This window comes from Shewanella profunda (assembly GCF_023283765.1).
In the GTDB taxonomy this organism is placed as follows: Bacteria; Pseudomonadota; Gammaproteobacteria; order Enterobacterales; family Shewanellaceae; genus Shewanella; species Shewanella profunda.
This window is the reverse complement of record NZ_JAKILG010000018.1, coordinates 21149-47554: the sequence shown is the minus strand read 5'-3', so window position 1 is coordinate 47554 and position 26406 is coordinate 21149. Positions and strand designations below refer to the sequence as shown.

Here is a 26406-nt window from a genome sequence, read left to right as displayed (position 1 = left end):
TTTTCAAGCATCCTTGTTACCTTAATCCTTCAGTTTTGGAGGACTTATGCTAAAAATAATAAATTCAATTTGTACCCTCATCATAGTTGCAACTGCGGTATCTTCATCAGGAGTGATGGCTATGGACAGGATCACAGGTAAAGCCTTTGCAACCCGTTCGGAAGTGTATGCTACCCAAGGAATGGCAGCCACAAGCCAACCCTTAGCGACACAGGTCGCGATCGATATCCTCAAACAAGGTGGCAGCGCAGTCGATGCGGCCATTGCCGCGAATGCCATGTTAGGGTTAGTTGAACCGACAGGTTCCGGTGTAGGTGGTGATTTATTTGCAATTGTTTGGAGTGCGAAAGATAAACGTCTCTATGGTCTTAATGCTTCGGGCCGAAGTCCAAAATCCTTAAGCTTAGAAAAGCTTAAATCCCTCGGTTTAGACTATTTACCGCCATATGGTCCCTTACCTGTGTCTGTGCCAGGTGCTGTAGATGGCTGGTATGAGCTGCACAATAAATTTGGTAAATTGCCCATGGCGGATAATCTTGCTCCTGCAATCCAGTATGCTCGAACTGGTTTTCCGGTGTCTGAGCTTATCGCCTATTACCTCAATGGTAGTGCTAAACGGCTAGCAAAATTTCCCGGCTTTAAAGAAACGTATATGCCAAGCGGCAAAATGCCAGCAGTAGGGGAAATCTTTAAGAATCCTGCGCTTGCTAACACCTATGAGCAAATTGCCAAGGGTGGGCGCGATGCTTTTTATAAAGGTGATATCGCCAAAAGTATAGATAACTATATGAAATCCCAGGGTGGCTATTTAAGTTATGACGACTTAGCTAGCCATACGAGTGAGTGGGTTGATCCAGTTTCGGTTAATTACCGAGGTTACGATGTGTGGGAATTGCCGCCCAATGGTCAGGGTATTGCTGCGCTACAAATCCTCAAAACCATGGAACCCTTTGATGTTGCCGCGATGGGTTTTAATAGTCCTGAATATGTGCATTTATTTGTCGAAGCTAAAAAACTCGCTTTTGCCGACAGGGCGAAGTTTTATGCGGATATGGCCTTTAATAAAGTGCCAGTTAAAGAGCTTATCTCACAGAAATATAACTATGATCGCGCTAAGTTAATCGATCCCAATAAAGCCGCTAAAAGTGTCGATGCAGGAAATCCAGCGTTACAACACGGTGATACTGTGTATCTAACCACTGCCGATAAAGACGGCAATATGGTGTCGCTCATTCAGAGCAATTATCGTGGTATGGGCTCTGGGATGACGCCGCCGGATCTTGGCTTTGTACTGCAGGACCGTGGGCAAATGTTTGATTTAACCGAGGGGCGTTTTAACTCATACGCGCCCGGAAAGAGGCCATTTCAAACAATTATTCCCGCGTTTGTGACCAAAGCGGGTAAACCTTGGCTGAGCTTTGGGGTGATGGGCGGGGCAACCCAGCCACAAATGCATGCTCAAATTTTAGTCAATCTGATTGATTTTAAAATGAACTTGCAAGAAGCGGGCGATGCTCCCAGAATTTTGCATTCGGGTTCAACCGAGCCTACGGGCGAAGTCATGACTGATGGTGGTTACATTAGCCTGGAATCCGGTTTCCCAGTAGAAACCCGCCGCGAGCTTATTAAGAAAGGCCATGTGTTGCGTGATAGCCTTGGCGATTTTGGTGGTTATCAAGCCATTGGGTTTAATGCTGAAACAGGTGTATACCGTGCTGCATCGGAGAGTCGCAAGGACGGCCATGCTGCGGGCTATTAATCTAACGTCATCGCTACGTTATGATCGGTGAACATTGGTAAATTTATTCGGGTAAATTGTGCGTTAGTTAATGTCATTTTTAGGTAAAGTTGCGGATAATATTGCCGAAAATGAATTTATAGAAAGGGTAATAACTAGATGGATATCCAAAATATGCCACGTGAACAGTTGGGTGTGTGTGCAGAGGGGAACTTACATAGTATCTATTTGATGTTTACTGCGAATGATAATGTTGAGTCTCAATTACGTCCCTGTATTGCCAACGTCGCGCAGTATATTTATGAGCTGACAGATCAGTATTCCGATAGTGCATTCAATGGCTTTGTCGCTATTGGTGCTAACTATTGGGATAGCCTATATCCAGACTCTCGCCCAGAAATGCTCAAACCTTTCCCCGCAATGCAAGTAGGTAGTCGTGAGGCGCCTGCAATCGAATACGATTTATTCGTGCATATTCGTTGCGATCGTTACGATATTTTGCATTTGGTTGCCAATGAAATAAGCCAAATGTTTGAAGATTTAGTGGAATTAGTCGAAGAAGAACGCGGTTTTAGATTTATGGATAGCCGCGATTTGACTGGATTTGTTGATGGTACTGAAAACCCCAAAGGTCGTCACCGTCAGGAAGTGGCATTGGTGGGGGATGAAGATTCTGAGTTTAAAGGTGGTAGCTATATCCATGTGCAAAAATATGTCCATAACCTCAGTAAATGGCATAGATTACCACTTAAAAAACAAGAAGATATTTTTGGTCGAACTAAGCAAGATAATATTGAGTATGAATCGGAAGATAAGCCGTTAACAAGCCATATCAAGCGCGTAAATCTTAAGGATGTTGATGGAAACTCGATTGAAATTTTGCGTCAAAGTATGCCCTACGGCTCACTTAAACAGCAAGGTTTGATGTTTATTTCTAACTGCCGTACACCGGAGCATTTTGAACAAATGTTGCATAGCATGATGTTTGGTGATGGTGCGGGAAACCACGATCACTTAATGCATTTTACTAAGGCGATGACAGGATCATCCTTCTTCGCGCCAGCCTTAGATTTTATGTTGCAGTTTGACGAATAAGCGCTCTCTAAAGCGACTAAAGCAAACACCAATCAAACGCACTTATGCTTGAGCATTAAGTGCGTTTTTTATGGTTAAACCAGATGGGCTGGCGTCCATTTCTTGATATCGAGTTGCCACTGCTGGGCGGTGAAATCGATAAAGGCTCTGACTAAAATCTGCTGATAACTTCGGGATAAATATACGGCCCACAGGGTTTGACCCGGAGTCGTAAAGTCGGGTAAGACTTCTTGGAGCTGGCCGCTGGCAAGGTACTGATTAGCTAAGTCACAGGGTAGACGTACAATTCCGTGTCCCCGCAGTGCTGCGCTAACTAATACTCCCATATCGTTGGCTTTGAGGTTACCTGTTACTTTGATCACTTCACTCTGTTGATTGTTTAGAAAATGCCAACTTTGCTGAGCTGTGTGGATAAGGCAATTATGTGCCAATAAATCAATCGGTTCACTCAGGGAGCTTGAATTAGCAAGATAAGTCGGTGCGGCGCAGACTACCGCATCAATAGTCATTAAACGCCGCGCAATTAAATTCTCATCGGGTTGCTCGGTGTAGCGCAGTGCTACATCAACCCTCTCATCGACCAATTGGGCAAAACTGTCCGACATGGCCAGTTGGATATTGACCTTAGGGTGTAGTTTGATAAATCGATCGACAACATCAAACAGACTGTGCTGACCCAGTCCTATCGGTGTTGCGATTCTGATACTACCGACGAGTTCAGTATTATGACTATGTGCTCTGCTCTCCATAGCGGCAACTTCACTGAGTACGCGTTGGCAATACTGCAGGGCTTCTTCCCCCTGTAGCGTTAGGCTCACACTACGGGTGGTACGGTGCAATAAGCGTAAATTGAGCCATAGTTCAATTTCCTGAATATGGCGCGAAACCTGTAATCGACTTAGGTCGAGGTGTTGTGCAGCCTTGGTAAAGCTGCCGCAGTTTGCCACTTCGACAAAACTGCGTATTGCGGCAATCTTATCCATATTAGTATCCCAATCTGAAACAATCTTGCTCATTTATCGATATTTATCACGTGAAATATTCCAAGTAAACTGAATTCAATGTAAACCATCTGAATAAGGTAACAAAATGAAAATCGCAGTTTTAGGTGCAACGGGCTGGATTGGTAGTGCAATTTTAAAAGAAGCCCTGAGCCGAGGGCATGAAGTCACAGCGTTTGTTCGTGATCCAAGCAAGTTACCAGCAACGGATGTGGTAGTGCGCACTGTCGATTTAAATCAGCCACTAGTGGTGGAGAGCTTTACCAACGTGGATGTCGTGATCGCCGCTATCAGTGGCCGTGCCGCACAAAACCACGAAATAGTGGCTAAAACGGTCAACAATTTATTAGCTGTATTACCTGAAGCTAAAGTGCCGCGCTTACTCTGGGTTGGTGGTGCAGGGAGTTTAGAAATTGCGCCGGGTGTTATATTGCTTTCTAGCCCAGATTTCCCCGAAGCTTACAAGAGCGAAGCGTTAGCGGCGGTTGAAGCATTAAAGGTATTTAGAGAAGCTAAAACAGCGATTAATTGGACATTTGTCAGCCCAGCTGCAGAGATTTATCCCGGAGAGAGTGAAGGCCCATACCGTGTAGGAGGCGACAGCTTCTTTACCGATGCGAATGGTCAAAGCCGTATCTCTGTAACGGATTACGCTAAAGCCATGTTAGACGAGGCTGAAAGCAGTTCTCATCCAAATCAGCGCATGAGTGTTGCTTACTAAGCTGACAGTGAATGCCTGTAAAATAATGGCGTTGAGTAAAAATTTAACCTAAAAACTGTACCGAAATGCGTACAGATGAAATAGAACAGGTCAGCGTGCTGACCTGTTTTTTTATTCTGCGTAATTGAATAAAGATTTGATGGTTTCTAAGGTATCGGCGATATCTTGGATGCTCGATGGACAAATAAAGATAGTGTCATCACCGGCAATCGTCCCCAAAATCCCTTCAGGCTTACCAATTGAATCCAATAACCGAGCAATTAATTGTGCTGCGCCTGGGCTGGTCCGCACTACTATCATGGCTTGATTGTGGTCAACATCGAGCACCAAATTCTTTAATGGGCTGCCCGCTGTGGGTACACCTAACTCGGCGGGTAAGCAATACACCATTTCTTGCTTAGCGTTGCGAGTCCGCACCGCGCCGAACTTGCTGAGCATCCGCGATACTTTTGATTGATTGATATTGCCAAAGCCTTCTGCTTGCAAGGCGGCGACGATTTCACTTTGAGAGCCAAAGCGCTCTTCTTTCAAAATCGACTTAAAAATTCTAACAAGGTCATCCTGATTCTTGGTCGTTTGCATAATGTTATTATTCGTTATTCAAAAAAACAGGCTCATTTTGAATAGTTCTAGAAAAATTGTCAACAATTAACCAGATTGATTGAATAAAAATTCACTTTAAATGTGAGGCTAGTACCAGCTTTCGCCATGATGTCCACAAGATAGAGCAAATATTCAGCGTTAGCAGAGGTGAATACTATAAATCTTTATCTCCACGACTAAGGGATAATTGAAATTGTTGTGACATTCCAGTAATGTGGCGGCAACGGAAATTAGATCTATGTCACACATAATCCGAGAAATAACGGAGATAACTATGAAAGTTGCTGTACTTGGTGCTGCTGGTGGTATCGGCCAGGCTCTTGCCCTACTGTTAAAAACTCAACTGCCTGCGGGTTCACAATTGTCTCTATATGATATCGCACCGGTGACCCCGGGTGTTGCGGTTGACTTGAGCCACATCCCAACAGCTGTTGAAATCAAAGGTTTTGCTGGTGAAGATCCAACGCCTGCCCTAGTGGGTGCTGACGTTGTTCTCATTTCTGCTGGTGTTGCGCGTAAGCCTGGTATGGATCGTTCTGATCTGTTCAATATTAACGCGGGTATTGTTCGCAACCTGATCGAGAAAGTGGCAGCGACTTGCCCTAAAGCGCTTGTGGGTATCATTACTAACCCAGTCAATACCACAGTGGCTATCGCTGCAGAAGTGATGAAAAAAGCGGGCGTTTACGATAAAAACCGTTTATTCGGTGTAACAACTCTGGACGTTATTCGCTCAGAAACCTTCATCGCCGAACTAAAAGGCCTGAACGTTGCTGACGTTAAAGTGAATGTGATCGGTGGCCATAGCGGCGTGACCATTCTGCCATTGCTGTCTCAGGTTGAAGGCGTGACTTTCACCGACGAAGAAGTGGCATCTATGACGACTCGTATCCAAAACGCGGGTACAGAAGTGGTTGAAGCTAAAGCCGGTGGCGGTAGTGCGACTCTGTCTATGGGTCAAGCGGCCTGCCGTTTTGGTCTGTCTCTGGTTCGTGGTCTGCAAGGTGAACAAGGCGTGGTTGAATGCGCTTATGTTGACGGCGGTAGCGAGCACGCAGAATTCTTCGCACAACCTGTGCTGTTAGGCAAAAACGGTATTGAAAAAGTACTGCCTTATGGTGAATTGAGTGCATTCGAAGCTAACGCCCGTGATTCTATGTTAGATACGCTGAAAGGCGATATCAAACTAGGCGTCGATTTTGTTAAATAATCTTGTCTGATTATTAAGCGTTAAAAAACGGAGCCATTGTGCTCCGTTTTTATATCTGCGTTTTACTATTCCTGAGCCTAGCGGCGTTTACTGGGAAGTTGGCAATTATCGTCGCAGCGCGCTTTGCCGGTCAGTAAATAGGAGATGCGGTATCTGTGTTTAGCGAATCTGAGATAGCACCAATCGGCAACGGGTTTTATGATTGGCAGGCGTAAAAGTTGCACCCAAGATCGTGTGCCCGTTAGCGCCCAAGCTTTACAGGTGACCTCGAGCCCGAGTAACAACTCCCCTGTAGCGGTTTCTCCATGCAGAATGGTATTGGCATAGTTTTTATCTATATGACTGAAATGCTGACTAAAATCAGCAGCATTTAAATCAGCTAGTTCAATCAGATTGTGAGGGTCGCGCGCCTTTAGTTGACGCATCTCTGCGCTACATAATGGGCAATTACCATCGTAAAAAATCCGCAGTTCCATCGATATCACCTCTGAATGTTTGACCCTTAGTATACGAAGGATCAAGCTCTTTAGATCGAAACAGCCTTGCTTAATGGCCTTTTTGTTAGGCTAAATTTAAAAGAATACAGTAAGCTATTGGTTATTCATCAGTTTAATGTGATTGCTCACGTTTAAGTGAACGACTTAAAACCGAGCAAATAACAGACTGGCAAACGAAGGATAGGTATGACATCTCCCATCATAATCACAGGCGTGGGTAAGCGCATCGGCTACGCCTTAGCCAAACATTTTCTCGCCCAAGGTCAGCGCGTGATTGGTACTTATCGCAGTCATTACGCTAGCATTGATGAGCTTAAGTCCCTAGGCGCCATTTTGTATCAAGGTGATTTTTATGATGATGCCCAAGTCCAATCCTTAATTGATGAGTTAACTAAACTACCGCAAATTCGCGCCATTATTCACAATGCATCGGACTGGCTAGCCGATAGCAGCCCTTATGCGCCTAACGAAGTGCTGCAACGTATGATGCAAGTGCATGTGAGTGTGCCATACCAATTGAATTTGGCCTTAGAGGCGCAGCTACGTGCTGGTGCTAATGGTGAGATAGGGGCGAGTGATGTGATTCATATTACTGACTATGTGATGGAGAAGGGCAGTCAGAAGCATATCGCCTATGCTGCCAGCAAAGCTGCGCTGCACAATATGACTTTGTCTTTTGCGGCCAAGTTAGCGCCCGAGGTGAAAGTGAATTCGATTGCGCCTGCGATGATTTTATTTAATGCGGGCGATAATACTGAGTATCAGCAGAAAACCTTAGCGAAAGCACTACTGCCAAAAGAGGCGGGGAATCGCGAAATCATCGACTTAGTGGAGTATCTGCTTAATAGCCGTTATGTCACTGGCCGCAGCCATAATGTTGATGGTGGTCGTCATTTAAAGTAAATGAGAATCTAGCACCTAGAATCTAGATCCTCTTATTAGAATTTCAATACGCGACTTGGGGTGATGATAATAGGTAAAGGTACATCCCAATGTTCGCAGGGTAAGCTGGTGACTTGCTGACAGTCGTGGGCGTAACCCATAGGCAAAGGTTTGCCTTGATGCTGCCAATTCGCGAGCGTTCTATCGTAATAACCGCCCCCCATCCCCATACGATTACCTTCAAGATCAAAGGCGACCAGCGGCGTGACCACTACATCAAGCTGCCCTATGGGCATAATGGCGCGCACATCTAATTTAGGTTCTAAGATCCCAAATTGATTCACCTGCATGGGTGTATCCACTGTGTAATGCAAAAACACTAATTGCCCAGCATTAAAGGGATGCAACCTCGGAAGATAGGTTTGAATACCGAGCTGCCAAAGCGCATCAATAAGCGGTGCTGTAGCTAACTCACCGTCATGGGTTAAATAGAGTGCAACATGCTGAGCATTTTTAGCTTTAAGCTCATTGAGCATATATTGGCGTGCATCTAGGCTTGCTTGGGTTTGCGCAGTTGCTGACAGGGATTTGCGGGCGGTGCGGATGGTTTTTCTTAATTGATCTCGATTGGCTTTGCAGGCAATCTGCAACGTTTTCCCTTCAGCGGGAAGAGTCGGGTCTGAAACCTTGGAATAGATAGACATAGAAATAAGATGCTCCCCAGAATGCCGCTACCGGTGTAGCCCTTGAACCGTAGGTTCAAGGCGGGTAAATGATTACTTCCTAAGGCTTCTCGGTACGAGCCGAGCATGCTCAATGTCAGTAAAACATTCACCCTGAGATCAAAATTATCGGCACAGGGACATTACCAGTTGGCCTGCACCCCAGGGAGCAAAAACGGTATTGAATCGCTAAACATTGCCTTAAGAGTATAGGCCAGTTTAACCATTCACTGTGCAACTCTTGTTTGAAATCGAGTGGCTAAATAACCCAGTCGCACAGTTTAAATCTATTTAGTTGAACGCTCAACTAAGGCATTTTCGAGGGTTGACTGCAACAGGCTGATGCGGTCATCCATTTGTTTCATATAATCTTTATTTTTTTGCTTTTCTTGGTACAACTCGTGCCCAATATTCAGCGCCGCCATAATGGCAATTTCTTCACGACTTAAGCTATTGGTGCGATTTTTCAGTGAGATAAGTTGTTGCTCAACCCCAGTTGCCACTATACGCAAGGCATCCTCTTGGCCTTTCGGACAAGCGATAGAGTAGGTGCGCCCAAGCAGGGTGATTTCAACTGCACTATTACTCATGTTGCGGATGATCCTTTTAATGGCATCGATAGGGCGGACTATATAGGGCTGATCTTAAAAGTGCAAGGTAAGCTGCAAATGGATTGTGCATTCACAGTTTTGTTTGCTGCTTGTGTGAGCAGTTGCCAAAAATCTACCAGTGATTTTTTGCATAAACAGGATTCAGTATTGGTTCAAGTCTTTATCTCTGCTAGCATTGCTGCTGGAAAATTCTTATTGGAATCTGATATGGCTACCCCTCCTTCGTTACGCATCGAGAGCTTAAAAATAGCCTTAGATGCGGCTGAAATTGGTCAGCATCCCGTGGAAGTTCACGGTGCCCTAGTTGGTTTAATTTGCGGTGGCGTAGAGCAAACCGGCGATATGTGGATTAAGCCCTTATTCGACCTGATGAACGACGGTCAACCTCTGCCAGCGCAGTTACATCAACTGGTGTGTGAGTTATTCCAAGATTCAGTTGCGCGTTTAGTGGATTTTGAATTTGGTTTTACTCCCTTGCTACCCGAAGAGGAAGAACCGCTAAGCAAACGTGTTGAGGCGCTATCCCTTTGGGCACAAAGCTTCTTAACGGGTATTGCTATTATTCAGCCAAAACTCAATCAAGCCTCAGTTGAAGTGCGTGAAGTGATTAAGGATTTAGCCGAAATAGCCCAAGTTGAATTTGATGTCGTTGATGATGAAGAGTCTGAAACTGCCTATATCGAGTTGCTGGAGTTTGTTCGTATTGCCGCCATTATGTGCTACTCGGAATTTGGCCCTGAGATCCCACACAGTGAGATTCACGACACTGCTGTCGTTCACTAATGCCTGTGTAGTGGTTAACTAATTTGATGTAAAAAGGTTGGTAAGCTTTCCTAAGTTTGTTACTCCAACCTTTTAGTACATGGTTCAACTATTTTTGAGCCATGCCATAGCTTGAATGAGATCCCATGACGGTAACGAATCACATGGATACTTCAGTTCAAAACGTCGACATCGCTATTGTAGGCGGTGCCATGTCGGGGGCAACTTTGGCGCTGGCACTCGCGCGCCTTTCTCAAACTTCAACCCCATTTTCTGTCGCCTTGATCGAGGCCCATATTCCCGATAAAGCGCACCCTGGGTTTGATGCTCGTTCCATTGCCATCGCCCATGGATCTATCTTCGAATTGTCCCGTTTAGGTTTATGGTCAAGGCTTTCCCATTTGGGCACGGCGATTAAGAATATCCATGTGTCGGATCGCGGCCATTTTGGCATGACGGAGTTAAACGCCGCGCAATTTTATTTAGATGCCCTAGGCCAAGTAGTAGAGCTTGAGCGTGTCGGCCAAGTGCTGTTTAGTGAGCTTAATAATAGTGACGTTAAACTCTATTGCCCCGCTAAACTTGCCAAAGTGGAGCCCGCCATCGATGGGCATACCTTAGTACTCAATACGGGCGAGCGCATTCAAGCCAAACTTGTGGTTGCGGCCGATGGCTTACAATCCAAAGTGCGCAGTAGTTTTCATTTACCCGTAACCCAAGTCGCTTTTGAGCAAACCGCGATTATTGCCAATATTCAAACCGACACGCCACACCAACATTGGGCCTATGAGCGTTTTACTCAAACTGGCCCGTTGGCTCTTTTGCCTATGGGCAATATTCAAGGCCAACCTCGGTTATCCCTCGTGTGGGCACTCGATGACGAACGTGCTAAACAGATGCAAACTGCGCCTAAGGCCGAGTTTTTAGCGGCGCTGCAACAGGCCTTTGGTTACCGTGCGGGCAAGTTTATCGATGTTAGCGCGCGCCATGCTTATCCGCTTAATTTGTCCTATATGCCAAGGCCAATTCATCACAGATGTGTGTTTATCGGCAATGCGGCGCAGACGCTGCATCCTATTGCTGGGCAAGGCTTTAACTTAGGGCTCAGGGATGTGGTGAGTTTGCTCGATGTGCTCAAAACGGCGCTCGCGCAGGGTGAGGATATTGGCTCAACCGCCGTGACCCATGCGTACCTCCATGCCCGCGAGCAGGACAGAGACAGCACTATCCGTAATATCGAATTTTTAGTCCGTGGCTTTTCAAACCAATATTGGCCCTTGGCCCTCGGTCGTAATTTAGGATTACGACTCCTGTCTTGGTTTCCGCCACTGAAAATTCCCGTTGCCCAAAAGGCAATGGGCTGGAAATAACCACGTTATTCATTACTGGTATCGCAACGCGAAAAGGATGTAGCCATGTTAAGTTCACAAGCCTATGACATTGCCATTGTGGGTGGCGGCATGGTGGGACTCGCCACCGCGATTGGATTGGCGCAGGCCAATCTCAATGTCGTCGTTATCGATGCGGGCCAAACCGAGGCCGTTAGCGGCGCACCGCGTTTGCGGGTAAGCGCCATCAATAAGGCGAGCCAGCGCTTGTTGGAACACTTAGGCGCTTGGGCTTATTTAGATACGAGTCGCGCAACGCCTTACCAAAAAATGGCGGTGTGGGATAAAGACGGCTTCGGCAAAATTGCCTTTGATGCCAGCAGTATCAGCGAGCCCAGTCTCGGTGCGATTATCGAAAATGATGCCATTAGTTTTGCCCTCGCCAAACGCGCCAGTGAGTTTGACAATATTACCCATATCCAAAACCACCGCTTAGAACGTATCGCCTTTGGTGAACGCGAAGCTTGGCTGACACTCGGCAATGACGCCCAAGCTAACATTGAGAGTGTCAGTGCCGCGCTTGTGATAGCCGCCGATGGCGCGAACTCTTGGGTGCGCGAGCAATGCAAGATCCCGCTGACCTTTTGGGATTACGGCCATCACGCCATCGTTGCGACTATCCGCACTGAATTACCGCATCTTGCCACCGCTCGCCAAGTGTTTTTGCAGGATGGCCCCTTGGCATTTTTACCTCTGTATGAAGAAAACCTCAGTTCCATCGTCTGGTCAGTGCCACCCGAACGTGCCAATGAATTATTGGCAATGGACAAAGTCCAATTTGAGCGCAATCTAACCGCGGCTTTTGATGGTCGCTTGGGGATTTGTCAGCTTGAAAGCGAGCGCCAAGCCTTTCCATTACGGATGCGTTACGCCCGCCATTTCGCCCGCCATCGCCTAGTGTTAGCAGGGGATGCGGCCCATACTATCCACCCGCTGGCGGGACAAGGGGTTAACCTCGGCTTTTTAGATGCGGCCAGCATTATCGAAGTGGTTAGCGAGTTACAGCAAGCGGGTAAAGATATTGGTGATTATGCTCACCTGCGCGCGCTTGAGCGTTGGCGCAAGGCCGATGCGATGGAGATGATCGCAGCGATGGAAGGCTTTAAACGACTATTTGAAGGTTCAAACCCAGTCAAAAAGGCCATTCGCGATCTGGGATTAAACCTCGTCGATAATGTCGCTGGGCTGAAAACAGTGTTCATGCAACAGGCCATGGGCAATAAGTCGGTGCTGCCTAAGTTATGCCGTTAGCCTCGGTTGCGCTAATGTGATCAGAATTGCCGATAATATCAGCAATTTGGCTGCAAGCTGCGCAGTTCTGGTCTTCGCATGTAAAAAAATTACATGTTGGGGATGAGAAAATCTAATGACATTGGCTTCGGATTAGAAAAATCTCCTGTATACAAATTTGTGACGCAAGGTATAATTTCGCCGCATTTTAGACCCTAGTATCTATACCAATCACGATAAATATCTGGCGATTAGTATTACCCTACACTAGGCAGAGACCTGAAAAAGGCCGCACAAAAGGGATAACAATGGCTAATAAAACTATTCTGTTTAACAAGCACTTAGAATCAAACGCTAAGATGGTCGACTTCCACGGTTGGGATATGCCCCTCAACTATGGCTCACAAATCGAAGAACACAACGCTGTGCGTCAAGACGCGGGTATGTTCGACGTTTCCCACATGACTGTGGTTGATGTGATAGGTAACGACGCTTGTGCGTTTTTGCGTAAGTTGCTGGCAAACGATGTGGCTAAACTTAAAGTGCCAGGTAAAGCCTTATACAGCGGTATGCTAGATGAAAATGCTGGCATTATCGACGACCTCATCACTTACTACCTCACTGACACTAACTACCGCGTAGTCGTTAACTCTGCGACCCGCGAAAAAGATCTCGCTTGGATCGCCAAGCAATCCCAAGATTTTGATGTCACTGTGACCGAGCGTCCTGAGCTGGCGATGATCGCCGTTCAAGGCCCTAACGCCAAAGCGAAAGCTGCCGCCGTATTCAGCGCCGAGCAAAACGCCGCCATCGAAGGTATGAAGCCATTCTTCGGCAAGCAAGCGGGTTCGCTGTTTATTGCTACCACAGGCTATACAGGCGAAGCGGGCTATGAAATTATCGTCCCAGAAGATGAAGCACAGGCTCTATGGCAAGCATTGTTAGAGCAGGGCGTTAAACCATGTGGTCTCGGTGCCCGTGATACATTACGTCTCGAAGCGGGTATGAATCTCTACGGCTTAGATATGGACGAAACCATCAACCCATTGGCCGCCAATATGGGCTGGACTCTCGCATGGGAACCGAGCGACCGTGACTTTATCGGCCGCAAAGCCCTAGAAGCCCTGCGTGATGCCGGAACCGACAAACTTGTTGGTCTAGTGATGGAAGAAAAGGGCGTGTTACGCCATGATATGCCAGTATTTTTCACCGACGCAGCCGGCACAGAGCACCGAGGTGTGATTACCAGCGGGACTTTTTCGCCAACATTGGACTATTCTATTGCGATGGCGCGTGTTCCTAACCAGATTGGGGATACGGCGGAAGTCGAAATGCGTAAAAAACGTGTGGCTGTTAGAGTAGTGGCGCCAAACTTTGTGCGCAACGGTAAACAAGCATTTTAAAAAAACGGAACAAGGACCAAGAACAATGAGCAATATTCCGACAGAACTGAAATACGCCTCTTCACACGAATGGATCCGCAAGGAAGAAGACGGTAGCTACACAGTAGGTATCACTGAGCACGCCCAAGAGCTGTTAGGTGACATGGTTTTCGTTGAACTCCCAGAAGTTGGCGACACTGTGACTGCGGGTGAAGACTGTGCCGTAGCTGAATCAGTAAAAGCGGCTTCTGATATTTATTCCCCTATTTCTGGCGAAGTGATTGCCGTGAACGAAGCGCTGGAAGATTCTCCAGAACTCGTAAACAGCGATGCCTACGGTGAAGGCTGGTTCTTCCGCGTAATGCCTTCTGACGAATCAGAAGTCGACGCCCTGCTCGATGCCGAAGGCTACCAAGCCGTCATCGACGAAGAATAATCGTCGACGCTAACGAAGCCCTAAGGGGCTTCGTTTGTTTTAGCACAAGATTGACATAACAATCGCCCGTTAATCAGTACCCTACAGTTCTGAGTTTCGGCAAATCTGGAACAAGGTTTAACATGACCAAGCAAACCCTCACTCAGTTAGAACAGCACGATTTATTTTTACGTCGTCATATCGGCCCAGATAGCAGCCAACAGCAAGCCATGCTGAATTATGTTGGTGCTGAGTCTCTGGATGATCTGACCGCGCAAATCGTGCCTGAGTCGATCCGTTTAAACCAAGAGTTGAGCATTGGTGATTCCTGCGGCGAAGCCGAAGGTCTAGCTTATATTCGTGGTTTAGCGCAACAAAACCAAGTATTTAAGAGCTATATCGGTATGGGTTACTACGGCACACAAGTGCCAAACGTGATCCTGCGTAACGTATTTGAAAACCCAGGTTGGTACACGGCTTACACGCCCTATCAGCCAGAAATCGCCCAAGGCCGTTTAGAAGCCATTCTAAACTTCCAACAAGTGTCGATGGATTTAACGGGTTTAGATTTGGCTTCTGCTTCCCTGCTGGATGAAGCGACCGCGGCTGCCGAAGCGATGGCGTTGGCAAAGCGTGTTTCTAAAGCGAAAAAAGCCAATATCTTCTTCGTTGCCGACGATGTGTTCCCGCAAACCTTAGACGTAGTGAAAACCCGCGCTGAGTGTTTTGGTTTTGAAGTGGTGGTAGGCCCTGCATCTGAGGCCGTTAACCATGAGCTGTTTGGTGCTTTGTTCCAATACACTAACCGTTTCGGCCAAATCACTGACTTCAGTGAATTATTCGCCACCCTGCGTGCGAAGAATGTGGTTGTGACTGTGGCTGCCGACATTATGTCCTTGGTATTACTGAAATCACCGGGCGCTATGGGCGCCGATGTGGTATTTGGTAGTGCCCAGCGTTTTGGCGTGCCAATGGGCTTTGGTGGCCCACACGCGGCCTTCTTCGTTGCCCGTGACGAGCACAAACGTTCTATGCCTGGTCGTATCATAGGTGTGTCAAAAGACGCCCGTGGTAACCGCGCACTGCGTATGGCGATGCAAACTCGCGAGCAACATATCCGCCGCGAAAAAGCCAACTCAAACATTTGTACTGCACAAATTCTGTTAGCGAATATGGCGTCTTTCTACGCTGTATTCCACGGCCCAGATGGCCTGAAAACCATAGCTGCACGCATTCACCGTTTTGCCGATATTTTAGCGGCCGGTTTACAAGCGAAGGGCGTAAGTTTAGTCAACAGCACTTGGTTTGATACTGTTAGCATCAAAGGCTTAGATGTCGCAGCCGTCAATGCACGCGCACTGGCCGCTGAAATGAACCTACGTTTCGATGCCGATGGCACTGTGGGTGTGAGCTTAGACGAAACCACACTGCGCTCAGATATCGACGCCCTGTTCGATGTGATCTTAGGCGCCGGCCATGGTTTAGATGTTGCCGCGTTAGACGCGCAAATCGTCAGCCAAGGTAGCCAATCGATTCCGGCGGCACTCGTGCGCCAAGATGCGATTTTAAGCCACCCAACCTTCAATCGCTATCAAAGCGAAACCGAGATGATGCGTTATATCAAACGTCTCGAAAGCAAAGACTTAGCACTTAACTACTCGATGATTTCACTGGGCTCATGCACCATGAAGTTAAACGCAGCGGTTGAAATGCTCCCTGTGAGCTGGCCAGAATTTGCCAACATGCACCCATTCAGCCCACTGGATCAAGCTAAAGGTTACACCCAGTTGATTGAGGAGTTGTCGACTTGGTTAGTGAACATCACAGGCTACGACGCTGTGTGTATCCAACCTAACTCAGGCGCTCAAGGTGAATACGCTGGCCTGTTAGCCATCAAGAAATACCATGAGTCACGCGGCAATGCCCACAGAAACATCTGTTTGATCCCGCAATCAGCCCACGGTACTAACCCTGCATCGGCGCAATTAGCCGGTATGCAAGTGGTGGTGACGGCGTGTGATAAGCAAGGTAACGTCGATTTAGAAGATCTGAAGACCAAAGCCGCTGAAGTGGCTGAAAACCTGTCTTGCATCATGATCACTTACCCATCGACCCACGGTGTGTATGAAGAATCTATCCGCGAAATCTGCAACATAGTGCATCAGCACGGCGGTCAAGTGTACTTAGACGGCGCCAATATGAACGCTCAGGTCGGCTTAACCTCTCCTGGCTTTATCGGTGCCGACGTATCACACCTTAACCTGCATAAAACCTTCGCGATTCCACACGGCGGCGGTGGTCCAGGCATGGGCCCAATCGGCGTGAAATCACACTTAGCCCCATTCGTTGCGGGTCACGTTGTGGTTAAACCCGGCCGTGAAAGTGATAACAACGGTGCCGTATCGGCTGCACCTTATGGTAGTGCTGGCATTCTGCCCATCAGCTGGATGTACATTAAGCTGTTAGGCTCTGAAGGCCTGAAAAAGTCGACCCAAACTGCGCTGTTAAACGCAAATTATGTGATGAAGAAGCTGTCGGAACACTACCCAGTATTGTTCCGTGGCCGTAACGATCGCGTCGCGCATGAATGTATTATCGACCTACGCCCACTGAAAGAAGCCTCAGGCGTGACCGAAATGGATATCGCTAAGCGTTTGAATGACTACGGTTTCCATGCGCCAACCATGAGCTTCCCTGTTGCGGGAACCCTGATGATTGAGCCAACGGAATCTGAGTCTAAGGTGGAACTCGATCGTTTCATCGACGCTATGGTGTCAATCCGCGCTGAAATTGCCAAAGTGGAATCGGGCGAATGGCCAGCGGACAACAACCCGCTGCACAACGCACCGCACACTATGGCCGATATCATGGACCCAGAGTTCGATACGCGTCCATACAGCCGCGAAGTGGCCGTGTTCCCAAGTGCAGCAGTACGCACTAACAAGTTCTGGCCAACCGTGAATCGCATTGATGATGTCTACGGCGATCGGAATTTGATGTGTAGTTGTGCACCATTATCAGACTACGAGTAGCTTAGGCTAGCTACTGCGGCGTTGAATGAGGCTTTCGCATAGCTTGAAATAGAGAGTTTGACACCAGTCAACTCCGTGGCGAAAAGCATCGGCTTCCTTGCCTTATCGTCGGCAGTAACGCCATTATTATTCTTCGGCTTCAGTGAATTTGAAGCATCAAAAAGCGACCGAAAGGTCGCTTTTTTGTTGCCTGCCGCAGGCTTTCGCATTCTCTTATATTAGTTACACCAGTGACTCGCCGTGCTTATGTTTAAATAAAATCGCCCCTGTAGGCTCTACTCAAACATCCATGTTTTAGAAGGTCACTGGTGCAACAATGCTGTATTTGGTGCAGCCATTGAGAGTGGTGTAGTGTTTGGGTTGTTAGGCTGCTAGGAGAAATCTTTCCATCCGCCTTGCATTAGCTTCGCCAGCGTCGCAATTATAGGGTTGTTAGATAACTTCATCGGTAAATAAGTACTAAAAAGTGATCTTATTATCACATTCTGTTCGTGGGTATTATGTTTACTCGGTACCTATTTATTAAACTTTAATTTCTATCAGTATATTGAAAACTCCAAGTATGAATTAAGTCCTGACCGGAAGATCTTTTGTTTTTTTTCTTTACGTAGTCATACAACATGACAACATTTATGTTATTAACAGCAAACTGGGCTGCGGCAATAGCAGCAGGTTTAGTACCAAACGGGGCTAAACATAAACTTCGCTTCTCATAACATGCGGATTGATAAACTTGATCGATTACCTCATAAGTTTGTATTGGATCATTTGCACCAGCAAATTTAAATCTTGCATTTGAATTGCTGCTTATTTCTGCCAGCTGTTTATAGTTGCTCGAAAGAGTCCTATTCTCCCATCCAAGTCTGAAAGGTGGTGTACCTAGGAGACATGTAATGTTTCTCGTATCAAACTCATCAGAGTTAATAATTGCACCAAATCTATGTCCTTCAAAACCCAAAAAGAAAAACAGCATTGAGTTAGCGCTATAACCTACAAATGGTGGGACTTGCTGAATTCCAAGTCCATCATCAGACAGATCAAATGATTTTATTTGATCAATACCTTCTGTTTTTAACTCGGTATAACCATTCGGTTGTACATAAATCACATCAAATGAACGTCTTTTATTATTTAGTAAGTTAAATAAATGAAGTATTTCAGGAAGTGATAAGGTTGTGGCGTCAATTAAAATTTTACCTTTAGGTAGGTTGTAATTTAATAAGTTTCTTATTCCGTATTCATAATTATTAATTGCTATTGACACTGCTTCAGGATTATATGATACAGTGATAATCTCTTTAGAAACTTCGCTTAAATAACTGAATGTCCAATCACTACGGTCATCATACTTATCAATATTTGTATAGGTAAAGTCATAGGGCTTTAAATTTTTATCAAATTTAACATCATTTGCAAGCTCTGTTTTCCAAGACTGAACATGTATCATAATAAAATACCTTGAGTTCCTTCTGAATCTTCTGACTTCCATTTTTGTTGATATTGTTTTCTAATGATATCAAAGCTCTCTGAATTTCCTGATACTATTGTTTTAAATTGCTCAATTGATAGCGTTATTCCACGCTTTTTCCTATAAGAAATTCCGAACTTTGGAGCGTAAACAGGATTTAACTGAAATTCTTTACTAGTGATTTGTTTATCATCTTTTATTCTTCTAGATTCATCTTCAACAAGGACTCTCCAGCTGAGAGCTGAGTTTAGAAATTCTTCTAACTCTTTGTCAGCACCAGAATAATCATAGGTAAATGTGAATATATTTCTTTCAGGTTCAGATTGATAACTAGCTTTTTGAGAGATTCTAAATAGCTCCCCAATTCTATTAACCATATGTGAAAGCTTATTTCCATGAGGAGGGTAACTTATTACTTCCTTAACTAAGGAAGTGCTACTTATGATTGAACCTTTATGCATACCAATAAAAGATATTGGTTTTATATCTTCAATATATAAATATTCTATATTTGAGTCAAAGTCATCAGATTGTTTTAGTGCAGATAAACAAAGCTCTTTAAAATGTCTGATATTAGGTGTCGTCATTGTTATAAAACGTTCAAACCCGGCATATACAGGAACTTGAATGAAAGCATTCTGAAGATTTAATGACAATAGTGTATTAAATTCGAAGGTGTTTATTTTTTCTTTTACTGTTCTTTCTTCAGCTTTTGTTGATTTATTATTTAAGTAATTAATTATCTGTTCAGGAGCGAAGCTTCTTTGCTTGTATGTTCCTAGAATAGTTAAAGCTAAGCTGGTGTCCAATAAAGCAAGTTTTATGTGTTCTTCTGAAAAATCTAGTGATTTCAATATTGCTAATAATTTGTTCTTTACGCTGTTGTTTGCTATACAAATTTCAGATAATAATTTTATTGATGGTGTAGGCAAAATATTTTCAATAACTGATATTATTTGTTCTTGATAATCTTTTCCCTTTCTTAATTCAATATTATTCCTATCGCCTAAAAAACTAGGCGTTAATTGTGGTGCTTTGCAAATCAAACCTGCATTCTGTAGCGTAAGAATAAATATTTCAGCTGCAAAAACTCTAAAATAATCTTTAATATAATTATCCAAATTTTCTTCGACATAATCATCAGGCGATTGCAGCCATTGATCACTGGTAGTTTCATTTGTTGGTTTTGCGTTTAATTTATAAGCAACATTCCAGCTGAGTAGTTTATTTGATTCTTTTCTATATGTATTAACTATTTGTTGCTGCTCAATATTTAAAAGCTCAAATTCGTCAATGAATACTTTAAATGTAGTGTGAGAAAATTTGTCATAGTCCAATCTTAAAGCATCTGTAAGATATGTAAGCATTTGCTTTGGTTCTATAGATAAAATACCCTCTAGATTTACTGGGTTTAATCTAGTTGATACCTCGTATTTATAATCCATTATCCAAGCATTGAGCTCGTTAATACTGCTTATAGTAGAATTTGTAACTCTACTAATTCGCTTCCAAAAGATTCCATTTTCTTTCAAGGCGTTAATGATTTCTGGATAATGATAGCTAACATTATTGATTAAATTAGATAGTTCTTGTAGTAATGATAATGCTGCATGAATTGTAAAAAACCTTAAAGCATCGTCGCCTAACCAACTAGATTTTAATCCTTGGCAATAAGCGATATCAGGTTTCCAATATAATAAAATGCAGGAGAATTCTTCCTCATTAATAGTTTTAACATTTCGGTCGAATCGAGTTGAGTGAGAAAAATACTGAATATAGGTACTTTTCCCTGAGCCTCTAGAACCTGCTAGTGCTATTGAATGTGATATATTTCTTAAATCAAATTTATCAATAAAAAATGGTACGACGAAAGTATTTAAAACACTTCCATTTGATGTTTGGAATTCTAGTCTAGCAGTGGATAGTTTATTTATTATATCGATTACTTTCATTACGATCTCCTACTAAACAATTGTTTCCAATTTTTACGATATTTTGATTTCATCATATAGAGCAATGATAGAGTTTGATTAGGACATCCCCACTCAAAAGCTAACGGTAGACCAGCTTGTTCGAAACCAAACCAATTTGGTATTTTTGGTGCGTACTTATTATTCATTTTTATCAAGAAATTCTTCACGTCGAGGATGGTATTAGTTTGGTCATTCTTAAAGAGAGAATTATCATCGCCAAAAAATAAACTATCATTTTCTAATATATACTCAGCTGGCATAATATTCAATCCTGGATAAATAGCAGTAATTTTTTTTATGCCAATTTCGAAGCCAATTAAAGGGCAATATATGATCTGTGTGGTTTTTAATTTTTCAATGAGATTAAATTCGGTTGCAAAATCAGTAAACTGTTTTCCGCTACCAATGAAATCATCAATTAGTATTATAACTTTAGGAGGTTCTGTTGCTCTTGCTAATGAATAGTTGTTTGTATCAAATAGTGTTGAAAGCATTCTATAAATAGTACTTCCTGATTCACCTTGATCTGAGTTTAACTTTACTGGGCAGAATCTTAATTCTTTAGAATATTTACCATCCCTTAGACGCTCTTTCCATTTTGGTATACTTTCAACATTAATAGTTGTATTTTCATCTAAATATTGTCTAATTGGGCCATGAAGTAATCTAGCATAACTAGCCTTAGCCATGTCTTTAGATCTAACTATTAAGTTATCTAAAATTTGAAGTGCAACATACTCTTCAATTTCACAGTCAAAGTTATTTAGCCATGCGGTGAACTGTTCATATTCAAATGGCCATATATTAGTGTCACAGTAAGTTTTTATTTTCTCTATTACTATGTTTTTGAAAGCTTCTGAGTTATTTGGTAGTTGCATATTCGTTTGTTAAATAATCCTTTATTGTTTTATAAGTAATATATTTTGCTCCAACGCCTAATGCAGCATTATTTAAATACTTTCTACACTCTGTAGATGATAATTTTTTCCATATTTTATCACCGATCTCTTTATTTTTAGGCGTAATCCCTATAATACAATCACTTATAGGAGTGATGCCAGAGTTTATATATAAGGTTCTGCCTAAACATCTTCTACCAACTCTTGCTATTAAAATGTCATTGGTCTTTGCATTTTTGACATTATTGAGCTGATTCATCTTAATATTTATTGTTGCTGGGTCATTAGGCATGTCAGTAGTGTGTATATGTTTAATTCCTATTCTGACTAGTTCATTGTGAGACTTATTTCCTCTATATATTATAAAATCTTCACTTGATAATTTGTCTGTGCATCCTAAGTCTTTTATTTCTTTGTAAAATCGATAGTCAGATCTAATTGTAGCATCAGAAATATCAACATCAATTGCATTGTCTTTATCAATGTATGATAAAGGGATACTATTTTTTTTCTTTACTTTATTTTTAAGTATAATAATAAAAGTTTGTGCATCGGTTTTTTTAAAACTGGTTTCAGGTAATTGAATTATATTGGTTACATTATATTTTTCAAATAAAAATTGACGTACAGGTAGCCATCTTTGACCAGATATCAAGCCAGCCGGAACTATAATTCCAATTTCTCCAGTTTCTGTTAGTAGTCTAAGATTTTGAGCAAGAAAAATAAGTTCTGCTGGGACTTTTTTTAGTTTCTTTGATATGCAATCTAATAATCCAATTGCATCTAGTATTTTTTTATTATTATAGTCAAGGTCGCATGAGAAATATGGGGGATTTGATATCAATAAATCAATGTCCCCAAAGTTATCATTAATGATATCTGGTAATGAAGGTTCGAAACCACTTAATTCTAAAGCTTTAATTAAATTTTTTGATTCGGCATTAAGAATATTTTTCTTATCTATGTCAATACCGATTAAGCTTAGATTACCCCATCTTCTTTTTGCTGCACACAAAAGATCTCCCGCACCGAAGCCAAGATCCAAAGCTGTTTTTGGAGACGCTATAGTTAAGTTTTTAACTAATAAATCACCGTAAATGTCACTCGTATAGTATTGATTTAGTTGCATTATTATAGGTGTGATTTCATTTGTTAATGTATATTACATCAGTTTTATTTTCTAAGATAGCATCGTTATTTAAGATGTTATAGATTTTAGTCTCCTGTATGGAATTAGCGTTCTTATTTCCATCATTTCCCCACCTCGCTTTTACTCAGGCATCTTTGGGCGACTTGGTAGATGATGGTGTCGACTTGTTGCTGGGTAAGTGCTTGGGTTCTGAGTGTTGGAATTGTGCCAACTAGAAATTTGTGGCTGATAATCGGGAACGGTGGTTTTGTCTGGCAGGTGACATACCAGCCGGGGAATACTAGGACTGGGGTTGAGGATACTGGTGTTCCTGTGGCCTTGGTTAACCATTGGCTGACCCATTTGCTTTGTCGTTCGGCCTGTTCTATGGGTTTGGTTTCTGTCCACGAGGGGAAGTTTAAGCGCCCGTCTTTATAAAATACTTGATAGCCCTTGCTGCCATTACCTTTGCAATTGGTTTGGCGTAGGTCTTTATTGCGCTTATGGCGGCCTTTGGTTTCAATCGCGAATACGCCATTTTTGCCGATAATGAGGTGGTCGATATTAAAGCCGTCGGCTTGGACATCGTGAAACACTTGATAACCCAAGGCTTGTAAGCCGATAAGCTCATTGGCTGTGGCGATTTCGGCTGTGTGGCCTAAGCGTAATTTGGTGAGCTTTGAAAAGTTTTGCCATGTTTTAACGCCGCAATAGGCTAATCCCATTAAACCCGTTGTGACAGATATCCACGGAAATTGACCGACGATGATGTGGGCTTTAATGCTGCTGACGGCAAACGGCAGGGATACAATCATCGCGCCCATCAGCATGCTGCCGATCAAGTCCATTTGCAGATCTTGGATTTGCTCTTGTAAACCATAGGCGGGAATGCGGGCGAGTTGTTCGCGATCGACTGGCAGCTTTACCGTGGCATCGCGATATTTCAGCAAGCCATGCATGATACCAATAGTGACAAACATGCTGGAGAGGATGATCGCTACCGATAAAATATTGTTAGTAAAATCTGCCATTTACATCCTTGAAGTCAAAAGGTTTATCGTTAATCCCATTCGGCACACATGCTTACCATGTGCTGATTTAACTGGGTGACAGAGGTGGCTTTTAAGAGGGGCGAGGCAGATAATTGATGTGCTTCTTCATCCCTAAATAGCGTGCTCGATAATCGACGTCGAGTGTGGCTCTGTGTTTTCCTTAGTGGTCACACTTTAACCTGCTCTGTGCGGTTTAATCAATGCGTTTTGTCACAAAAGCTTATTTTAAATAACAACTTGTGATCATTTGGCGGAAGATAAACATAAGGTTGAAACTTCGGTGTTAGGTAGGCAAATAAAAACGGCCAATTAGATTGGCCGTTTTTATGCTCCCGCTCTTTGCGCTAAAGCTTAACGATAAAAGGCTTCAACTGTGCCTTTTACTGCGAGTTGCAGTGGTTGGCCGAGACAGTCCAATGATGTATTGCGGATGACCATTTATTTTTTGTTTAAATTTTTGCAAAGGCAATATTTTTAGGAGGGAAACTATTAGGTAATGATCCTGATCTTATTTTTCTTAACAATAAACCAGACAATAGAGAGGTTATATTTTCATCAAAATATTCTACATCTGGCGATCTAGATGCGATTATTGCAGTGCCCCATGTCTCACTGTCTTTCAGATCGGAAACAACCCAAAATATGCAATCACCATTATCCGTTACGCCTATTGGTAAAAGGCCATTAATTTCTGGATAGAGATTATATTTAAAATACTCTGGGTCTTCATTATTAAGGTAATTGAAATCCTCAATGATTGATTTCTTCTGCTCAAAAAAATCAAGGTCATAATTTGTAGTAAATGGATTGAATATCGCAATAAAATCGGCAATTCTTCCTGTGCCATAACGATTAATAAACGCAATGTAATCCCTAGGAAAACTAAGACCTTCATCTATAGAAGGCCAAACGTTACCAATCCCAGAGTCATTAGGGAAGTTAGGGGGAGTTAAAATGCTATTTAGTACAGATAGGGTCATAATCTACATTCCACGAGGATTAAGAAGAGTAATGTTTTCAAAGAAATCACCACTATCTTGAGCGTTTACTGTTATACCTGCCGGTATTCTGGAAGGACCTTTATATATTGGAGCTACCGAAACATCAATTATTTCTCCTCTCTCTAACGCTTTTATCTAGCCAATCCCCAAATAAACTTGATGATATTCAAATAAGTAGACATGCATACTGCTGTTTGATTTAATCCATTTCGCCAAAAACCGACTGGATAGCTGTTCCGAATGGTAGTTAACTGCACTCGTGCAGTTTCAGCAAGTAGTATTGAATTAGTATCATTTGCTGCTGGGCAAACAAAAACGGCCAATCTAATTGGCCGTTGTTATGATCCCGCTATTGCGCTAAGGCTTAACGGCTTAACGATAAAACGCTTCAACTGTGCCTTTTACTGTGAGCAAAAGTGGTTGGCCGCGACGGTCCAATGATTTTGTTGGCACTTTTACCCAACCTTCACTGATGCAATATTCTTCGACATCAAAACGTTCTTTGCCATTGAGCTTAATACCGATATCGTGCTCAAAAATTTCTGCCACATGGTGTGGGCTACGTGGGTTGACGGAAAGGCGATCGGGTAAGCTTGGTTGTGCTGTTGTGTCGTTCATAGTCGTGGTCTGTTGTTGTCTATAGTGAAAAAAATGCGTGCGCTATTGTAGGCAATACAGGCTATATGCTCAAGAAATTAACCGCGCCAACTATTGTTAGATTATGTTGCTTATACCCAAAGCTATTTGAATTGTACGAGGTAGCAATTGAATACTGCCAATAGAGCGGTAGATCCAAGTCAGAAGGGATAGGTTAAGTGCATTTGTTGGCAGTGTTTGAGTTGATGAAGACACTATTTTGTTGCTCATTTTTGATGATGACTAATGTTCGTTGCTCATGTTGATTGCGACTGATGGTTAGCTTGTTCGTTGAAATGCTTCTAATCTGGCTCGGCAGAGGTTGAAGCTTTCGGAATAAATCGACTCAGAGTACACTTTCTCGCATTGAATTGTTCTCGCATTGAATTTGGGCTAGGGCTGGCTGTCACCCATACCGTTATGAATGAAGACATTACTATCTCGCTTCCCTCGCTTATTCATCGAATAGGGCGGGATGCGGTTAAACAAGCTCAAGGGATTGCTAGGCAATATGATTGCGAGCTTAAGCGTGTGCGTCGTTCGCGAAATTGGTGCATTGTGGGCGGGGCTATCCAAATTCAATCCTGCACTGCACACTTGCAAGCCGAGCAGTTGCAGCAGTTAAAAGCCGAGGATGGGCAGTTTCGTTACCTTATCCAAAAGCTAGATACGGCCTTACTGCAACATGTGGACAAGCTAGAGCCGTTAGACGCTAAGCTGGTTCGGCTTATCACAAACAACCCTGCGATAACTTTAGGTGAGCTGATGCAACTTACCCAGTGCACTATTACAGAGGCTAGATTGGCACGTTTTCAAGCCGACTCTTGGTAATTCGCCTGCTTCGGGTTCTTGCCATAAACGTCTATTTGCGGGTGGTTTTTTCTAATTCTTTTAGTTGATTTTCGATTTGCTGAGCTTTAGTGGTAAGGATTAGGATTGAAGCGGATCTGATATCGCAT

General features: G+C 43.5%; 24 protein-coding genes and 1 other RNA gene. 12 read left to right on the top strand and 13 right to left on the bottom strand.

Going from position 1 to position 26406, the window contains the following annotated elements:
* Positions 1-46 precede the first annotated feature (46 nt).
* Positions 47-1759, top strand: coding sequence for a gamma-glutamyltransferase (ggt, locus tag L2744_RS10820; protein ID WP_248991914.1), 1713 nt, complete (start codon positions 47-49; stop codon positions 1757-1759).
* A 138-nt stretch (positions 1760-1897) separates the two neighbouring features.
* Complete coding sequence (locus L2744_RS10815; RefSeq protein WP_248991913.1) at positions 1898-2833, top strand: Dyp-type peroxidase; 936 nt, start codon at positions 1898-1900, stop codon at positions 2831-2833.
* A gap of 74 nt (positions 2834-2907) precedes the next feature.
* Here the strand turns inward: L2744_RS10815 and L2744_RS10810 are convergent, their stop codons facing one another.
* Positions 2908-3816 (bottom strand): LysR family transcriptional regulator, encoded by a 909-nt coding sequence (locus tag L2744_RS10810; RefSeq protein WP_248991912.1) that lies wholly within the window; start codon positions 3814-3816, stop codon positions 2908-2910.
* 106 nt (positions 3817-3922) lie between these two features.
* Between L2744_RS10810 and L2744_RS10805 the strand changes: the two genes are divergently transcribed.
* The gene (locus tag L2744_RS10805) at positions 3923-4555 is read left to right on the top strand and encodes an NAD(P)-dependent oxidoreductase (RefSeq protein ID WP_248991911.1); all 633 of its coding nucleotides are present in this window, start codon (positions 3923-3925) and stop codon (positions 4553-4555) included.
* A 111-nt stretch (positions 4556-4666) separates the two neighbouring features.
* Here L2744_RS10805 and argR read toward each other — a convergent pair whose 3' ends face one another.
* Positions 4667-5137 (bottom strand): transcriptional regulator ArgR, encoded by a 471-nt coding sequence (argR, locus tag L2744_RS10800; protein ID WP_011788102.1) that lies wholly within the window; start codon positions 5135-5137, stop codon positions 4667-4669.
* A 295-nt stretch (positions 5138-5432) separates the two neighbouring features.
* Between argR and mdh the strand changes: the two genes are divergently transcribed.
* Positions 5433-6368 (top strand): malate dehydrogenase, encoded by a 936-nt coding sequence (gene mdh / locus L2744_RS10795; RefSeq protein WP_248991910.1) that lies wholly within the window; start codon positions 5433-5435, stop codon positions 6366-6368.
* Between the two features lie 77 nt (positions 6369-6445).
* Here mdh and L2744_RS10790 read toward each other — a convergent pair whose 3' ends face one another.
* Entirely contained in the window at positions 6446-6844 is a 399-nt protein-coding gene (locus L2744_RS10790) for a thiol-disulfide oxidoreductase DCC family protein (protein WP_248991909.1), read from the bottom strand.
* A gap of 207 nt (positions 6845-7051) precedes the next feature.
* Between L2744_RS10790 and folM the strand changes: the two genes are divergently transcribed.
* Entirely contained in the window at positions 7052-7768 is a 717-nt protein-coding gene (gene folM / locus L2744_RS10785) for a dihydromonapterin reductase (protein WP_248991908.1), read from the top strand.
* Between the two features lie 35 nt (positions 7769-7803).
* Here folM and L2744_RS10780 read toward each other — a convergent pair whose 3' ends face one another.
* The 3 genes from L2744_RS10780 to L2744_RS10770 all read right to left on the bottom strand — a co-directional run bounded on the left by L2744_RS10780 (position 7804) and on the right by L2744_RS10770 (position 9059).
* Positions 7804-8451: a 5-formyltetrahydrofolate cyclo-ligase gene (locus tag L2744_RS10780; RefSeq protein WP_248991907.1), complete on the bottom strand. Its 648-nt coding sequence runs from the start codon at positions 8449-8451 to the stop codon at positions 7804-7806.
* Positions 8452-8460: 9 nt separating this feature from the next.
* Positions 8461-8641: non-coding RNA, 6S RNA (ssrS, locus tag L2744_RS10775), on the bottom strand.
* A gap of 115 nt (positions 8642-8756) precedes the next feature.
* Complete coding sequence (locus tag L2744_RS10770; RefSeq protein ID WP_248991906.1) at positions 8757-9059, bottom strand: cell division protein ZapA; 303 nt, start codon at positions 9057-9059, stop codon at positions 8757-8759.
* Positions 9060-9287: 228 nt separating this feature from the next.
* Between L2744_RS10770 and L2744_RS10765 the strand changes: the two genes are divergently transcribed.
* From L2744_RS10765 to gcvP, 6 genes are all read left to right on the top strand, one after another.
* Positions 9288-9863, top strand: a complete 576-nt coding sequence (locus L2744_RS10765) for a UPF0149 family protein (protein ID WP_248991946.1) — start codon at positions 9288-9290, stop codon at positions 9861-9863.
* A gap of 125 nt (positions 9864-9988) precedes the next feature.
* Positions 9989-11212, top strand: coding sequence for a 2-octaprenyl-6-methoxyphenyl hydroxylase (gene ubiH / locus L2744_RS10760; RefSeq protein ID WP_248991905.1), 1224 nt, complete (start codon positions 9989-9991; stop codon positions 11210-11212).
* A gap of 45 nt (positions 11213-11257) precedes the next feature.
* Complete coding sequence (locus tag L2744_RS10755; RefSeq protein WP_248991904.1) at positions 11258-12481, top strand: FAD-dependent monooxygenase; 1224 nt, start codon at positions 11258-11260, stop codon at positions 12479-12481.
* 287 nt (positions 12482-12768) lie between these two features.
* Positions 12769-13863, top strand: a complete 1095-nt coding sequence (gene gcvT / locus L2744_RS10750) for a glycine cleavage system aminomethyltransferase GcvT (RefSeq protein ID WP_248991903.1) — start codon at positions 12769-12771, stop codon at positions 13861-13863.
* 25 nt (positions 13864-13888) lie between these two features.
* On the top strand, positions 13889-14278 hold the full coding sequence (gene gcvH, locus L2744_RS10745) for a glycine cleavage system protein GcvH (RefSeq protein WP_248991902.1): 390 nt from the start codon (positions 13889-13891) through the stop codon (positions 14276-14278).
* A 122-nt stretch (positions 14279-14400) separates the two neighbouring features.
* Positions 14401-17289, top strand: coding sequence for an aminomethyl-transferring glycine dehydrogenase (gcvP, locus tag L2744_RS10740; RefSeq protein ID WP_248991901.1), 2889 nt, complete (start codon positions 14401-14403; stop codon positions 17287-17289).
* A 529-nt stretch (positions 17290-17818) separates the two neighbouring features.
* Here the strand turns inward: gcvP and L2744_RS10735 are convergent.
* From L2744_RS10735 to L2744_RS10705, 7 genes are all read right to left on the bottom strand, one after another.
* Positions 17819-18736 carry a hypothetical protein gene (locus L2744_RS10735; RefSeq protein WP_248991900.1) on the bottom strand — a complete coding sequence of 306 codons (918 nt, stop codon included), beginning with the start codon at positions 18734-18736 and terminating at the stop codon, positions 17819-17821.
* Positions 18733-20709 (bottom strand): ORC-CDC6 family AAA ATPase, encoded by a 1977-nt coding sequence (locus L2744_RS10730; RefSeq protein WP_248991899.1) that lies wholly within the window; start codon positions 20707-20709, stop codon positions 18733-18735. The genes L2744_RS10735 and L2744_RS10730 overlap by 4 nt, the downstream gene beginning before the upstream one ends.
* Positions 20709-21608 carry a phosphoribosyltransferase-like protein gene (locus L2744_RS10725; protein WP_248991898.1) on the bottom strand — a complete coding sequence of 300 codons (900 nt, stop codon included), beginning with the start codon at positions 21606-21608 and terminating at the stop codon, positions 20709-20711. The genes L2744_RS10730 and L2744_RS10725 overlap by 1 nt, the downstream gene beginning before the upstream one ends.
* Entirely contained in the window at positions 21592-22758 is a 1167-nt protein-coding gene (locus L2744_RS10720; RefSeq protein WP_248991897.1) for an N-6 DNA methylase, read from the bottom strand. Before L2744_RS10720 ends, L2744_RS10725 begins: the two co-directional genes overlap by 17 nt.
* A gap of 122 nt (positions 22759-22880) precedes the next feature.
* Entirely contained in the window at positions 22881-23789 is a 909-nt protein-coding gene (locus L2744_RS10715; protein ID WP_248991896.1) for a nuclease-related domain-containing protein, read from the bottom strand.
* A 470-nt stretch (positions 23790-24259) separates the two neighbouring features.
* Entirely contained in the window at positions 24260-24790 is a 531-nt protein-coding gene (locus L2744_RS10710) for an SMI1/KNR4 family protein (protein ID WP_248991895.1), read from the bottom strand.
* A gap of 393 nt (positions 24791-25183) precedes the next feature.
* Positions 25184-25429 (bottom strand): DUF3297 family protein, encoded by a 246-nt coding sequence (locus tag L2744_RS10705; RefSeq protein ID WP_248991894.1) that lies wholly within the window; start codon positions 25427-25429, stop codon positions 25184-25186.
* Positions 25430-25867: 438 nt separating this feature from the next.
* On the opposite strand from L2744_RS10705, the gene L2744_RS10700 reads away from it, so the two are divergent.
* Positions 25868-26278, top strand: a complete 411-nt coding sequence (locus L2744_RS10700; protein WP_248991945.1) for a ribosome recycling factor family protein — start codon at positions 25868-25870, stop codon at positions 26276-26278.
* The last annotated feature ends 128 nt before the right edge of the window (positions 26279-26406 follow it).

Excerpts from the sequence above, each read along its gene's own strand:
- L2744_RS10715 (WP_248991896.1), bottom strand. The coding sequence starts at position 23,789 with ATGGCAGATTTTACTAACAATATTTTATCGGTAGCGATCATCCTCTCC.
- L2744_RS10780 (WP_248991907.1), bottom strand. The coding sequence starts at position 8,451 with ATGTCTATCTATTCCAAGGTTTCAGACCCGACTCTTCCCGCTGAAGGG.
- ubiH (WP_248991905.1), top strand. The coding sequence starts at position 9,989 with ATGACGGTAACGAATCACATGGATACTTCAGTTCAAAACGTCGACATC.
- L2744_RS10810 (WP_248991912.1), bottom strand. The coding sequence starts at position 3,816 with ATGGATAAGATTGCCGCAATACGCAGTTTTGTCGAAGTGGCAAACTGC.
- gcvH (WP_248991902.1), top strand. The coding sequence starts at position 13,889 with ATGAGCAATATTCCGACAGAACTGAAATACGCCTCTTCACACGAATGG.
- L2744_RS10755 (WP_248991904.1), top strand. The coding sequence starts at position 11,258 with ATGTTAAGTTCACAAGCCTATGACATTGCCATTGTGGGTGGCGGCATG.
- L2744_RS10705 (WP_248991894.1), bottom strand. The coding sequence starts at position 25,429 with ATGAACGACACAACAGCACAACCAAGCTTACCCGATCGCCTTTCCGTC.
- L2744_RS10815 (WP_248991913.1), top strand. The coding sequence starts at position 1,898 with ATGGATATCCAAAATATGCCACGTGAACAGTTGGGTGTGTGTGCAGAG.
- L2744_RS10710 (WP_248991895.1), bottom strand. The coding sequence starts at position 24,790 with ATGACCCTATCTGTACTAAATAGCATTTTAACTCCCCCTAACTTCCCT.
- gcvT (WP_248991903.1), top strand. The coding sequence starts at position 12,769 with ATGGCTAATAAAACTATTCTGTTTAACAAGCACTTAGAATCAAACGCT.
- mdh (WP_248991910.1), top strand. The coding sequence starts at position 5,433 with ATGAAAGTTGCTGTACTTGGTGCTGCTGGTGGTATCGGCCAGGCTCTT.
- folM (WP_248991908.1), top strand. The coding sequence starts at position 7,052 with ATGACATCTCCCATCATAATCACAGGCGTGGGTAAGCGCATCGGCTAC.
- L2744_RS10700 (WP_248991945.1), top strand. The coding sequence starts at position 25,868 with ATGAATGAAGACATTACTATCTCGCTTCCCTCGCTTATTCATCGAATA.
- L2744_RS10765 (WP_248991946.1), top strand. The coding sequence starts at position 9,288 with ATGGCTACCCCTCCTTCGTTACGCATCGAGAGCTTAAAAATAGCCTTA.
- L2744_RS10805 (WP_248991911.1), top strand. The coding sequence starts at position 3,923 with ATGAAAATCGCAGTTTTAGGTGCAACGGGCTGGATTGGTAGTGCAATT.
- L2744_RS10770 (WP_248991906.1), bottom strand. The coding sequence starts at position 9,059 with ATGAGTAATAGTGCAGTTGAAATCACCCTGCTTGGGCGCACCTACTCT.
- L2744_RS10720 (WP_248991897.1), bottom strand. The coding sequence starts at position 22,758 with ATGCAACTAAATCAATACTATACGAGTGACATTTACGGTGATTTATTA.
- L2744_RS10790 (WP_248991909.1), bottom strand. The coding sequence starts at position 6,844 with ATGGAACTGCGGATTTTTTACGATGGTAATTGCCCATTATGTAGCGCA.
- argR (WP_011788102.1), bottom strand. The coding sequence starts at position 5,137 with ATGCAAACGACCAAGAATCAGGATGACCTTGTTAGAATTTTTAAGTCG.
- L2744_RS10730 (WP_248991899.1), bottom strand. The coding sequence starts at position 20,709 with ATGAAAGTAATCGATATAATAAATAAACTATCCACTGCTAGACTAGAA.
- ggt (WP_248991914.1), top strand. The coding sequence starts at position 47 with ATGCTAAAAATAATAAATTCAATTTGTACCCTCATCATAGTTGCAACT.
- L2744_RS10735 (WP_248991900.1), bottom strand. The coding sequence starts at position 18,736 with ATGATACATGTTCAGTCTTGGAAAACAGAGCTTGCAAATGATGTTAAA.
- gcvP (WP_248991901.1), top strand. The coding sequence starts at position 14,401 with ATGACCAAGCAAACCCTCACTCAGTTAGAACAGCACGATTTATTTTTA.
- L2744_RS10725 (WP_248991898.1), bottom strand. The coding sequence starts at position 21,608 with ATGCAACTACCAAATAACTCAGAAGCTTTCAAAAACATAGTAATAGAG.